The 13207-nt window shown below is 53.6% G+C and carries 12 protein-coding genes; 4 read left to right on the top strand and 8 right to left on the bottom strand.

Features of this window, described 5'->3' with window-relative positions; all coding sequences use genetic code 11:
* Window positions 1-26 precede the first annotated feature (26 nt).
* Genes kdsA through hemA form a run of 6 tightly spaced genes read right to left on the bottom strand, consistent with a single transcriptional unit; the run spans window position 27 to window position 5332 of the window.
* On the bottom strand, window positions 27-881 hold the full coding sequence (gene kdsA / locus NNO02_RS13255; protein ID WP_048211463.1) for a 3-deoxy-8-phosphooctulonate synthase: 855 nt from the start codon (window positions 879-881) through the stop codon (window positions 27-29).
* A gap of 35 nt (window positions 882-916) precedes the next feature.
* On the bottom strand, window positions 917-1726 hold the full coding sequence (gene sirB1, locus NNO02_RS13250; protein ID WP_202038490.1) for an invasion regulator SirB1: 810 nt from the start codon (window positions 1724-1726) through the stop codon (window positions 917-919).
* A 3-nt stretch (window positions 1727-1729) separates the two neighbouring features.
* On the bottom strand, window positions 1730-2122 hold the full coding sequence (gene sirB2 / locus NNO02_RS13245) for an invasion regulator SirB2 (protein ID WP_271440916.1): 393 nt from the start codon (window positions 2120-2122) through the stop codon (window positions 1730-1732).
* Complete coding sequence (gene prmC / locus NNO02_RS13240; RefSeq protein ID WP_271454993.1) at window positions 2119-2952, bottom strand: peptide chain release factor N(5)-glutamine methyltransferase; 834 nt, start codon at window positions 2950-2952, stop codon at window positions 2119-2121. Before prmC ends, sirB2 begins: the two co-directional genes overlap by 4 nt.
* Window positions 2952-4034, bottom strand: a complete 1083-nt coding sequence (prfA, locus tag NNO02_RS13235; protein WP_271440914.1) for a peptide chain release factor 1 — start codon at window positions 4032-4034, stop codon at window positions 2952-2954. Before prfA ends, prmC begins: the two co-directional genes overlap by 1 nt.
* 41 nt (window positions 4035-4075) lie before the next feature.
* On the bottom strand, window positions 4076-5332 hold the full coding sequence (gene hemA, locus NNO02_RS13230; protein WP_271449253.1) for a glutamyl-tRNA reductase: 1257 nt from the start codon (window positions 5330-5332) through the stop codon (window positions 4076-4078).
* Between the two features lie 304 nt (window positions 5333-5636).
* Between hemA and lolB the strand changes: the two genes are divergently transcribed.
* The 4 genes from lolB to dauA all read left to right on the top strand — a co-directional run bounded on the left by lolB (window position 5637) and on the right by dauA (window position 10129).
* Entirely contained in the window at window positions 5637-6260 is a 624-nt protein-coding gene (gene lolB / locus NNO02_RS13225; RefSeq protein ID WP_271454992.1) for a lipoprotein insertase outer membrane protein LolB, read from the top strand.
* A complete protein-coding gene (ispE, locus tag NNO02_RS13220; protein ID WP_271454991.1) occupies window positions 6257-7108 on the top strand; it encodes a 4-(cytidine 5'-diphospho)-2-C-methyl-D-erythritol kinase in 852 nt (283 codons plus the stop codon). Before lolB ends, ispE begins: the two co-directional genes overlap by 4 nt.
* Window positions 7109-7374: 266 nt before the next feature.
* Complete coding sequence (gene prs, locus NNO02_RS13215) at window positions 7375-8322, top strand: ribose-phosphate diphosphokinase (RefSeq protein ID WP_001518537.1); 948 nt, start codon at window positions 7375-7377, stop codon at window positions 8320-8322.
* Between the two features lie 124 nt (window positions 8323-8446).
* Window positions 8447-10129: a C4-dicarboxylic acid transporter DauA gene (gene dauA / locus NNO02_RS13210; protein WP_271454990.1), complete on the top strand. Its 1683-nt coding sequence runs from the start codon at window positions 8447-8449 to the stop codon at window positions 10127-10129.
* A gap of 97 nt (window positions 10130-10226) precedes the next feature.
* Here dauA and NNO02_RS13205 read toward each other — a convergent pair whose 3' ends face one another.
* Together NNO02_RS13205 and NNO02_RS13200 are read right to left on the bottom strand one after the other, a co-directional pair.
* Window positions 10227-11690, bottom strand: coding sequence for a pyridoxal phosphate-dependent decarboxylase family protein (locus tag NNO02_RS13205; protein ID WP_442867906.1), 1464 nt, complete (start codon window positions 11688-11690; stop codon window positions 10227-10229).
* A 15-nt stretch (window positions 11691-11705) separates the two neighbouring features.
* Window positions 11706-13091 (bottom strand): diaminobutyrate--2-oxoglutarate transaminase, encoded by a 1386-nt coding sequence (locus NNO02_RS13200; RefSeq protein ID WP_271454988.1) that lies wholly within the window; start codon window positions 13089-13091, stop codon window positions 11706-11708.
* Window positions 13092-13207: the final 116 nt, after the last annotated feature.

The raw sequence follows: 13207 nt of genomic DNA, 5'->3' as shown, positions 1-13207 counted from the left end.
AATATCCCCCGGCCTGTTCAACGCTCTTAGTTCTCAGTGTCCAGCTCATCGAAGCTTTTCACCAGATCGTCGATTGCTTTAATCTGCGTGAGGAACTGTTCCAGTTTCGCTAACGGCAGTGCAGACGGACCATCGCATTTGGCATGGGCTGGATCCGGGTGCGCTTCAATAAACAGACCCGCCAGGCCTACCGCCATACCGGCACGAGCCAGTTCGGTAACCTGTGCGCGACGGCCGCCGCTTGCTGCGCCAAACGGATCGCGGCACTGCAGCGCGTGGGTGACGTCAAAAATCACCGGAGAGTTACCGGAAACTTTCTTCATCACGCTAAAGCCCAGCATATCGACAACCAGGTTGTCATAACCAAAGTTCGCACCACGGTCGCACAGGATAACCTTGTCGTTACCGCCTTCATGGAATTTATCCACGATATTGCCCATCTGGCCCGGGCTCACGAATTGCGGTTTTTTCACGTTAATAACAGCGCCCGTTTTCGCCATCGCTTCTACCAGATCGGTCTGACGAGCAAGGAATGCCGGAAGCTGAATCACATCCACCACATCAGCAACAGGCTGTGCCTGGCTGGCTTCATGAACGTCGGTGATCACTTTTACGCCAAACGTCTGCTTCAGTTCCTGGAAGATTTTCATCCCTTCTTCAAGGCCTGGCCCACGGTAAGAGTGGATGGAAGAACGGTTGGCTTTATCAAAGGAGGCTTTGAACACGTAAGGGATACCCAGCTTTTGAGTAACGGTTACGTAGTGCTCACAAATGCGCATCGCCAGATCGCGGGATTCCAGCACGTTCATTCCGCCAAACAGCACGAACGGCAGGTCATTTGCCACGTTGATGTCGCCAATGCTAACCACTTTTTGTTTCATAGGATCGCCTTAAACGGTAGGTAAAGTGTTATTAATCAATGCAATACAATTTGCTTGTGCGAAATAGTATTAATCTGCGCACGGATCATTTCGCTGATCGGGTCTTCCGGACATTGCTCAACGAAATAACTTAAATCTGTCAGCGCAACATGTTCACATTCCAGCTGCGCGTAAATCAATCCGCGATCGCGTATTTCATACGGATCCTCAGGATTAAACTGCAGTAATGCTTCGCTGGCTCGCAGCGCCAGTTCCATTTGCCTCTCTTCCATTAGCGAAGATTTCAGCGTGTCGAGCAGTTTGCGGATCACTTCCGCGTTATCCGCTTCGTCAAGGTCCTCGTTGAACAGTTCAGCAACCGGGCTAATGTTACCCTTCAGCCACACTTCCAACGTGTGTTCATTTAACGTTTCGCCATTGAACGGGTTGATCAACCACATCTCACCTTCCAGCGATTCAATACGCAGGATCAGCTGCGTCGGGAAAATCACCGGAACCAACGGCAGATCCAGTCGGTTAGCAATCCACAATAAGATGGCACCGAGTGAAACCGCACTGCCCTGACGATTTTTCAGGACCTGGTCGAGCCATAGTGCATCAGAAAGACGGTAGACGCCGTGGGTGTCCGTAAACCCCCATTCGCCATAAAAAAGTGCCAGCAGTTTTTCCAGTTGCTCATCCTGAGACAGGAGCTGGCTAATTTCTTCTTGCGCCTGACTAACCAGACGTTCCAGTTCGTCGTAGACAGTTTGTGTTGGAAAATCCAGACGGATTGACTCCGACGCCAGGATCATCCCATCACATAACGGCGCTTTATTAAATTCGAAATCAGCTAACGACCTCATGACTTACCCCAGTAACGGTATTTTTGTGGTGGCGAGTTTAATGATGATGTACAGCACCACCAGCGCCAGCGGAAATGCGATTAATCGCGCCTGCTGGCTGCGCGCCCGACGGTAATCGAGCGCAATAAAACCCAAAACGATGTAAATGATAACCCCAAACAGCTTTTCAGTCAGCCATGTCCCCTGTTCGGTGAATGGCAGGATGTGCGTTTTAGCGATCAACGCCACGCCGCTGAGAAGTAAAACGGTATCAATGATCGGTGGCAGAATACGCGTCCAGCGCGCTGATGCCAGGCGTGTATTGGTAGAACGCCACCAAAAACGCAACGTGAGTAGCCCGACAGAAAGCACGATGCTAACGAGATGAACAGTGAGTAGCGTGCTGAACGAATTCATGATGGGATGCGCCCGAGCGTAATCCGCTCGTTGCCGCCATAGTCACGACAGGTTTCAACCGCCTGGTAACCCGCGCGGGTAAAGGCATCACGGACGGCCTCGCCCTGCTGCCAGCCATGCTCCAGCAACAGATAACCGCCAGTGGTCAAAACTCGGCGAGACTGGTCGATGATAAGCATGATATCCGCCAGACCATTCTCGCCTGCGACCAGCGCCGACAGTGGCTCAAAGCGCACATCGCCCTGTGCCAGATGCGGATCCTGCTCATCGATGTATGGCGGGTTACTGACGATCATCTCAAACTGTTGTCCCGACAAGGCGCTGAACCAGTCGCTTTGCAACACTCGCACATTGTCGATGGCCAGATTCAGTCGATTGCGGTTTGCCAGTTCTACGGCATCCGGCATGCGGTCAACTGCTGTCACCGTGCAATCCGGACGCTCAGACGCCAGCGCCAGCGCGATGGCACCAGTACCAGTGCCCAGATCAAGAATACGGCACGGCGAGGCAGGCAAACGCGCCAATGCCTGTTCAACCAGACACTCGGTATCCGGACGCGGAATGAGCGTGGCGGGTGAAACAAACAGCGGCAGCGACCAGAATTCACGAACACCGGTTAAGTGCGCGACGGGTTCCCCCCGCTGACGGCGCGCCACCAGCGCGTTCAGCTGTTCACACTGCGCTTCGGTTAATTGCGTTTCGCCAAAAGCCAGAATATAGGTTCGCCCTTTGCCTGTGACGAACTCAAGTATGATCTCGGCATCACGGCGTGGACTTTCACTGGTCTGTAACTGGCTGATTGCTTCACGCAACCATTGCTGATAATCCATTAATCTTGCTCGGACAACGCCGCCAACTGATCGGCCTGATATTCCTGGACAATCGGCTCAATAAGCATATCCAGTTTACCTTCCATCGCTTCATCCAGACGGTACAGCGTCAGGTTGATGCGGTGATCGGTCACACGCCCCTGCGGGAAGTTATAGGTACGATTGCGATCGCTACGATCGCCGCTGCCCAACAGGTTACGCCGCTCAGAGGCTTCCGCCTGTTGACGTCTGGCCACTTCGGCGGCACGAATACGCGCCCCCAACACCGACATCGCTTTCGCTTTGTTTTTATGCTGCGAACGTTCGTCCTGACACTCCACCACGATACCGGTTGGCAAGTGGGTAATACGGATTGCTGAGTCGGTGGTGTTAACGTGCTGACCACCCGCCCCCGATGACCGGAAAGTATCAATTCGCAGATCGGCTGGATTGATATCCGGCAGTTCTGCGTCCGGCAGTTCCGGCATCACCGCGACCGTACAGGCAGAAGTATGGATACGTCCCTGAGATTCAGTCGCCGGCACGCGCTGTACGCGATGACCACCGGACTCAAATTTCAGTCGACCGTAGACACCGTCGCCGCTGACTTTAGCAATAATTTCTTTGTAGCCACCATGTTCGCCTTCGTTGGCGCTCATGATCTCTACCCGCCAGCGACGCGATTCAGCATAACGGCTGTACATGCGGAACAAATCACCCGCAAACAGTGCCGCTTCATCACCACCGGTTCCCGCACGCACTTCAAGGAAGGCGTTACGTTCATCATCAGGATCGGTTGGCAACAGCAGAACCTGCAGATGCTGTTCCAGTTGTTCACATTTTTCTTTTGCTTCGCGCAGTTCATCCTGCGCCATTTCACGCATTTCAGGATCGTCGAGCATCATCTGTGCCGTTTCGATATCTTCCTGAACCTGTTGCCAGTCCGTAAAACAACGGGAAACATCACTTAATTGCGCATATTCGCGCGACAATGCACGAAAACGTTCCTGGTCTGCGATGGTTCCCGCATCACCGAGCAGCGCCTGAACTTCTTCATGGCGTTCATGCAGGGCTTCCAGTTTGGCAACGATAGAAGGCTTCATAGGCGTAAATGCACCCTGTCAAAAATGAGATTGGTGTACTGCTACTCCAGCCCGAGGCTGTCGCGCAGAATATTCAGGCGTTCACTGTCCCCGTCACGGGCGGCCTGTTGAAGTGATTTAGTTGGTGCGTGGATCAGGCGGTTAGTCAGCTTCCACGCCAGGTCCTGCATAATGGCTTGCGCATCACCGCCCTGTTCCAGAGCAGACAACGCTTTGGCGGTCAGTTCATCACGGATTTGTTCAGACTGGCTGCGATAATCGCGGATGGTCTCGCTTGCGCTTTGTGCTCGCAGCCAGGCCATAAACTCGCTGGTTTCCTGCGCAACAATGGTTTCCGCTTCCACGGCGGCCGCTTTGCGCTGCGCCAGGTTATGCGAAATGATGCTTTGCAGGTCGTCAACACTGTACAAATAGGCGTTGGACAGTTTGCCCACTTCCGGTTCAACGTCGCGCGGTACCGCAATATCAACCAGCAGCATAGGCTGATTACGGCGATTTTTTAGCGCACGTTCGACCATCCCCTTGCCGATTATCGGCAGCGGGCTGGCGGTAGAACTGATAATAATATCGGCATCCTGTAAGCGGGCATCAATATCGCTCAGAGAAATCACCTCGGCGCCGACTTCATCGGCCAGCACCTGCGCACGCTCACGTGTGCGGTTAGCGATGATCATCTTCTTCACTTTGTGCTCACGCAGATGTCGCGCCACCAGTTCGATGGTCTCGCCGGCACCCACTAACAACACCGTTACCGTGGAAAGGGATTCAAAGATCTGACGCGCCAGCGTACAGGCAGCAAAGGCGACTGACACCGCGCTGGCACCGATATCTGTTTCTGTGCGTACACGTTTCGCGACGGAGAATGATTTCTGGAACATACGTTCCAGCGCACTGGCGTTCAGGTGGCCTTTTTGCGAATCCGCAAACGCTTTTTTCACCTGACCGAGAATCTGTGGTTCACCGAGCACCAGTGAATCCAGACCACTGGCAACGCGCATCAGATGGCTGACAGCATCGTTGTCCTGGTGCCAGTAGAGGCTACTGCGCAGATCTTCTTCGTTCAGATTGTGGTACTCACACAGCCAGCGAATCAGCGCTTCCTGCAGGTTATCCTGCTCTTCTACGCTGAGATACAGCTCTGTGCGGTTACACGTCGACAGCACTACCCCGCCCTGCACCATTGGCTGCGCAAGCAGGCTGTCCAGCGCCTGATCGAGCGTGTCCGGCGAAAACGTTACGCGTTCTCGCAGCGATACAGGTGCCGTTTTATGGTTAATACCAAGCGCTAAAAGGGTCATGTGTGCGGGAATAGTACCAGCGTTGATAAGGTTAGACTGCGTGCATCATACAGGATGCGTGCGGCCAATAAAAGAGACTGCCCCCTTTTGGAGTAATAGCTTACGGTTTAAATTAAGATAACGTGACCGTAGACGATATTCACGGTCGGCGCTAGCATTAAGGGTTATAACTGCAACCGCTGGCATGATTTTGCTGGATGGCGAAAAACGCGTCTTACCCGACCTGCGGATTCAGTTTGTAGGCCTGATAAGCGCCGCGCCATCAGGCAATTAATGCACCGTATTACAAGGATTTGTCATCATTATGACCCTGCCTGATTTTCGCCTGATCCGTCTGTTGCCGCTGGCAAGCCTGGTTCTCACCGCCTGTGCGCTCAACGCGCCGAAAGGCCCCGGCAAAAGCCCCGACTCTCCACAGTGGCGCCAGCACCAGCAGGAAGTACGCACACTGAACCAATATCAGACACGCGGTGCGTTTGCCTATATTTCCGACCAGCAGAAAGTGTATGCCCGCTTTTTCTGGCAGCAAACTGGTCAGGATCGCTATCGTCTTCTGCTGACCAATCCGTTGGGTAGTACCGAACTGGAACTGAACGCGCAACCCGGCAACGTGGAACTCGTCGACAACAAAGGGAAGCACTACACCGCTGACGACGCTGAAGAAATGATCGGCAAACTGACCGGGATGCCCATCCCGCTGAACAGCCTGCGCCAGTGGATCCTTGGTCTGCCGGGTGACGCCACCGATTACAAACTCGACGATCAATACCGCCTGAGCGAAGTGAATTACAGTAAAGACGGTAAAAGCTGGAAAGTCGTGTACAGCGCCTACGACAGCAAAACGCAGCCGGCGATGCCGGCAAATATGGAGCTGTCCGACGGCGACCAGCGCATTAAGCTGAAAATGGATAACTGGATTGTGAAATGATGACCCACTGGCCCTCTCCGGCGAAACTGAATCTGTTTTTATACATCACCGGACAACGTGCGGACGGTTATCACACGCTACAAACGCTGTTTCAGTTTCTCGATTATGGCGACGAGATCAGTATCAACGTACGCAATGACGGTGAAATTCACCTGTTAACGCCTGTTGATGGTGTTGAGCATGAAGACAACCTGATTGTGCGCGCCGCACGCTTGCTCATGAAAACCGCCGCGGAACGTGGTCGCCTGCCAGCCGGCAGTGGTGCAGACATCAGCATTCTCAAGCGGCTGCCGATGGGTGGTGGTCTGGGCGGTGGCTCATCGAATGCCGCCACCGTTTTAGTGGCACTGAATCACCTATGGCAGTGTGGGTTGTCTGTAGATGAACTGGCGATAATGGGCTTAACGCTGGGTGCCGACGTACCGGTATTCGTACGCGGTCACGCAGCCTTTGCTGAAGGCGTAGGAGAAATCCTGACGCCGGTCAATCCAGCAGAAAAGTGGTACCTGGTCGCCCATCCGGGAGTCAGTATTCCAACGCCGGTGATTTTTAACGATCCTGACCTCCCGCGTAACACGCCAAAAAGGTCAATAGAAACGTTACTAAAATGTGAATTCGGCAATGATTGCGAGGTTATCGCAAGAAAACGTTTTCGCGAGGTTGATGCAGCGCTTTCCTGGCTGTTAGAATACGCGCCGTCGCGCCTGACTGGTACAGGGGCTTGTGTCTTTGCTGAATTTGACACTGAGTCCCGTGCTCGCCAGGTGCTTGAGCAAGCCCCGGATTGGCTCAAAGGCTTTGTGGCGAAAGGTGTAAACCTCTCCCCATTGCACAGAGCGCTACTCTAAATCATTTGGGTTTCAGGAAGATGGCGAGATGACGAATCGCCAGACACATACAAAAGTATGTGACTGGTGTGAGAAATTGATGCCAGCGCACATGAAATGTGAATGATGACGAGTAAGCCGGGCAAGCTGAGTTGCGGTGACAACGTCACCCTGTTCCAGACGTTGCATCGCGCTCTTTAATACACCGCCTGGAGAGGATACTGCCTGGCCCGCACAGTTTTCGGCAGATTCTTTCCACCAATGGACGCATGCCTGAGGTTCTTCTCGTGCCTGATATGAAGCTTTTTGCTGGTAACGCCACCCCGGAACTAGCACAACGTATTGCCAACCGCCTGTACACTTCACTCGGCGACGCCGCTGTAGGTCGCTTTAGCGACGGCGAAGTCAGCGTACAAATTAATGAAAATGTACGCGGTGGTGATATTTTCATCATCCAGTCCACTTGTGCCCCGACTAACGACAACCTGATGGAATTGGTCGTTATGGTTGATGCGCTGCGCCGTGCTTCCGCAGGCCGTATCACCGCAGTTATCCCTTACTTCGGCTATGCACGTCAGGATCGTCGCGTACGTTCTGCTCGTGTTCCGATTACCGCTAAAGTCGTCGCGGACTTCCTGTCCAGCGTTGGCGTTGACCGCGTCCTCACCGTTGACCTGCATGCTGAACAGATCCAGGGCTTCTTTGATGTGCCGGTTGATAACGTATTCGGTAGCCCGATTCTGTTAGAAGACATGCTGCAGCTGAATCTGGACAACCCGATTGTGGTTTCTCCAGACATCGGTGGCGTCGTGCGTGCCCGCGCTATCGCTAAACTGCTGAACGATACCGATATGGCTATCATTGATAAACGTCGCCCACGTGCTAACGTTTCTCAGGTGATGCACATCATTGGTGACGTTGCGGGCCGTGACTGCGTGCTGGTTGATGACATGATCGATACTGGCGGTACGCTGTGTAAAGCAGCTGAAGCGCTGAAAGAACGTGGTGCCAAACGCGTATTTGCTTATGCAACTCACCCGATCTTCTCAGGTAATGCGGCAAACAACCTGCGCAACTCAGTAATTGATGAAGTCGTTGTCTGTGACACCATTCCACTGACCGACGAAATCAAAGCACTGCCAAACGTGCGTACGTTGACTCTGTCGGGTATGCTGGCCGAAGCGATTCGTCGTATCAGCAACGAAGAATCCATCTCTGCTATGTTCGAGCATTAATCGAGCCCGGCTCAAAAACCCGCTGCGGCGGGTTTTTTTATCCGTTTTATTTATTTGTATGATTTATGCCAACTTCAACTATCGTTTTTTAGATAGATGATGCGCTCATGGATGAAACATTATTGTGAACAGACTATTTTCCTCACATGTGATGCCTTTCCGCGCCCTCATCGACGCTTGTTGGAAAGAAAAGTATACCGCCTCACGTTTTACTCGTGACCTGATCGCCGGGATTACCGTTGGGATCATTGCGATTCCGCTGGCAATGGCACTGGCAATCGGTAGTGGCGTTGCACCACAGTACGGCCTGTACACCTCGGCCGTGGCTGGGATTGTTATCGCCCTCACCGGGGGCTCACGCTTTAGCGTATCTGGCCCTACCGCCGCCTTCGTGGTGATTTTGTATCCGGTGTCGCAACAGTTTGGGCTGGCAGGTCTGCTGGTCGCCACGCTAATGTCCGGGATATTCCTGATCCTTTTCGGCCTCGCTCGCTTTGGCCGCCTGATCGAATATATTCCCGTGTCAGTCACGTTAGGCTTTACATCGGGTATTGGTATTACCATCGGTACCATGCAGATTAAAGATTTTCTCGGTTTACAGATGGCTCATGTCCCGGAGCACTACCTGCAGAAGGTCGGTGCACTGTTTATGGCATTGCCAACCATTAACTTCGGCGACGCCGCCATTGGCGTGGTCACGCTGGGGATCCTGATTTTCTGGCCGCGGCTGGGGATACGTCTGCCAGGCCACCTTCCGGCGCTGCTGGCTGGCTGTGCGGTAATGGGTATTGTTAACCTGAGCGGTGGGCATGTCGCCACTATCGGTTCCCAGTTTCACTACATTCTGGCCGATGGTTCGCAAGGCAACGGTATTCCGCAGTTGCTACCCCAACTGGTATTGCCGTGGAATATGCCAGAATCAAACTTTACGCTGAGCTGGAGCTCGTTACAGGCACTGCTACCCGCCGCCTTCTCGATGGCGATGCTGGGGGCGATTGAATCCCTGCTGTGTGCTGTCGTGCTTGATGGAATGACAGGGACGAAGCATAAAGCCAATAGTGAACTGATTGGTCAGGGCCTGGGTAATATTGTCGCCCCGTTCTTTGGTGGTATTACCGCCACCGCCGCGATTGCCCGTTCAGCAGCTAACGTTCGTGCCGGCGCAACATCGCCAATTTCTGCGGTCATTCACGCGATTCTGGTGATCCTTGCACTGCTGGTGCTGGCCCCGCTGCTCTCCTGGCTACCCCTTTCGGCAATGGCTGCCCTGCTGCTGATGGTGGCATGGAACATGAGCGAAGCGCATAAAGTTGTGGATCTGCTGCGCCACGCGCCGAAAGACGACATCATCGTCATGCTGATGTGTATGTCTTTGACGGTGCTGTTCGATATGGTTATCGCCATCAGCGTCGGTATTGTTCTCGCTTCGCTGCTGTTTATGCGCCGTATTGCGCGCATGACGCGTCTGGCTCCGGTCAACGTAGACGTACCAGACGACGTACTGGTACTACGCGTTATTGGCCCGCTATTCTTTGCCGCTGCGGAAGGATTATTTACCGATCTCGAGTCGCGTATTGCAGGCAAACGCATTGTGGTGCTGAAGTGGGACGCGGTCCCGGTACTGGATGCAGGCGGTCTGGACGCCTTCCAGCGTTTTGTTAAACGTCTGCCGGAAGGTTGTGAGCTGCGTATCAGTAACCTGGAGTTTCAGCCGCTACGCACCATGGCACGCGCGGGTATCCAACCCATCCCAGGTCGTCTGACGTTCTTCCCGAACCGCGATGCCGCACTCGCAGACATCATCTAACCGTAGCCCGGCGGCGCTTCACCTGCCCGGGCTAAAAATTACAGGCAAAAAAATGGCTCCCGTACCGTGGGAGCCATTCTTATAACTTGCTTGTTGCCTATGCTTTCAGCAGCTGTTCAGCAGTCTCTTTCACGCTTGCCAGCAGGATTTTCACATCCGCCAAATTCACCGTCGGGTTCAGCAGCGTCAGCTTCAGGCAGGTAATGCCATCAGCTTCAGTGACACCCACGTTCGCGCTACCGGACGCCAGCAAAACGTCGCCAATACGCTGATTCAGCAGCGCAACAAACGCCAAATCATCGCTATGCGGGCGGAAGCGGAACAGTACGCTTGCCAGTTGCGGCTCCATCACCAGTTCCAGGTGCGGCTGCGTTTTGACAAACTCGGCCACATCACGCGCCAGCGTCACACCGTTATCAATGATCTCAGCATACTGTTTTTTCCCGAGTGCCTCGAGGCCCATCCACAGCTTCAGCGCATCAAAACGACGCGTGGTCTGTAGCGACTTCGACACCAGATTAGGTACACCGTGCTCTTCATCAAAATCAGAGTTCAGGTATGCAGCCTGGTAGCGCATCAGTTCATAGTGCCGAGCGTCTTTCAACAGGAACGCGCCGCAACTGATGGTCTGGAAGAACTGTTTGTGGAAATCCAGCGTCACAGAATCGGCCAGCTCAAGACCGTTCAGGAAGTGACGATACTTCTCAGACAGCAGTAATGCCCCGCCCCATGCCGCATCCACGTGCATCCAGATTTGGTGTTCTGCCGCCAGCGCCGCAATGTCCGCTAGCGGATCGATTGCACCTGCATCCGTAGTACCGGCAGTCGCAACAATCGCCATCACCTGCTCGCCGTCAGCTCTCGCCTGGGCCAGCTTGTCTTTCAGGTCGGCCAGATCCATGCGCGAGAATGCATCGGTCTTCACCTGGGTGACGGAGCGGTAGCCCAGTCCCATCAGCGCCATATTTTTCTGCACGGAAAAGTGCGCGCTTTCAGAGCAGAACACTTTTATTTTGCTCAGGTCACCGGTCAGACCATCCTGCTGAATGGAATGTCCCTGCCGTGCAAAGAAAGCATCGCGTGCCAGCATCAGTCCCATCAGGTTGCTCTGGGTGCCGCCACTGGTAAAGACGCCCGCGTCACCTGCCGGGAAACCAACCTGCTCGCGCAGCCATTCGATCAGCTTGATCTCAATGATGGTGGCCGATGGGCTCTGGTCCCAGGAGTCCATGCTCTGGTTAGTGGCGTTGATCAGCACTTCCGCCGCCTGGCTAATTACCAGGCTTGGGCAGTGCAGGTGCGCCACGCACTGCGCATGGTGAACTAACAGGCTGTCTTTCAGAAAGTATTCAACCGCACGCTCAATAGCGGCCTGGTTGCCCAGGCCCTGAGACGTAAAATTCAGGTTGATACGTTCACGCAGTTGCTCAACGGTTTTGCCCTGATACATCTCAGGCTGTTTTAACCATTCAACGACCGCTTGCGTACTCTGCTCGATAGCGTCCTGATAGGCAGCGATGCTTTGCGCCGAGCCGGACAGAATCGGGTTTACGTCTGACATTCGATCCAACTCCGTTTAAACCGGCTTCACGCCAGCGCCCAGCAGGGCGTTTTCGAATTTATCGAGGAAAATTTCCAGCTCAGCGTTGGTGATCAGCAGAGACGGCAACAGACGCAGGACGCAGCCGTTGCGACCACCGCGCTCCAGAATCAGGCCGTTTTCGAAGCATTTTTTCTGCAGCAGCGCGGACAGCTCGCCATCAGCCGGATAGCAGCCCATGTGATCCTGCGCTTCGTTCGGCTTAACGATTTCCAAACCGATCATCAGACCCAAACCACGTACCTGACCGATAACCGGGTAGCGTTTCTGCAGATCAGCCAGTTTGCCTTTCAGCCACTCGCCCTGGGCAGCAACTTTATCGGCAATCTTGTCGTCTTTGAGAATTTTCAGCGTCGTCAGACCGGTCGCCATCGCCAGCTGGTTGCCGCGGAAGGTGCCGGTATGGTGACCCGGAGCCCACGCATCAAATTGCTTTTTAATGCCCAGTACCGCCAGTGGCAGACCACCACCAACCGCTTTGGACATCACAATAATGTCAGGTTCAATACCGGCGTGTTCAAAGGCGAACAGTTTACCGGTACGCGCGAAACCAGCCTGAACTTCATCGATGATCAGCAGAATGCCGTGTTCCTGCGTCACTTTACGAATACGCTGCAGCCACTCGACCGGAGCCGGGTTCACGCCGCCTTCACCCTGCACCGCTTCAAGGATCACGGCAGCCGGTTTACGCACACCGCTTTCAACGTCGTTGATCAGGTTTTCGAAGTAGTAGGTTAATGCTTTAACGCCAGCGTCGCCGCCGATACCCAACGGGCAGCGGTACTGATGCGGATATGGCATAAACTGCACTTCCGCCATCATGTTGCTGACGGCTTCTTTCGGCGACAGGTTACCGGTCACGGACAGCGCGCCGTGGGTCATCCCGTGATAACCGCCGGAGAAGCTGATGATGCTGGAACGGCCGGTGACTTTCTTCGCCAGCTTAAGTGCCGCTTCGACTGCATCTGCGCCTGACGGGCCGGTAAATTGCAGGCAATATTCTTTGCCTTCGCCCGGTAACAGTGAGAGTAAATAAGATGAGAATTCATCTTTTAAAGGAGTGGTGAGATCAAGTGTATGTAACGGTAAGCCGCTGGTGATGACACTTTGAATGCTCTGAAGCACTTCAGGATGATTATGACCAAGCGCCAGGGTTCCGGCACCTGCCAGGCAATCAAGATATTGATTATTTTCTACGTCGGTGATCCAGACACCCTGCGCTTTGGCAATAGCCAATGGCAGTTTACGGGGATAGCTTCTGACATTAGATTCAAACTCAGCCTGTCTTGCTAAAAAGGTATCATTGCTCTGTGGTAATGAATTAGCACGCAAAGTATTAATACGGACTTTATCCGTCATCATATCACTCCTACAACCAAGCGAGATTAACGCCTGATTGAATAGATGGTTATAAGGATTACCTGTAAAAAAACGCGGCTAATATATGTTGTTTTTCCAATGGACTCAATCATTTATTT

The sequence above is a fragment of the Citrobacter sp. Awk 2 genome, from assembly GCF_028069815.1.
In the GTDB taxonomy this organism is placed as follows: Bacteria; Pseudomonadota; Gammaproteobacteria; order Enterobacterales; family Enterobacteriaceae; genus Citrobacter.
Note: the sequence above shows the minus strand (reverse complement) of the source record. Positions and strands in the feature narration are given on the sequence as shown.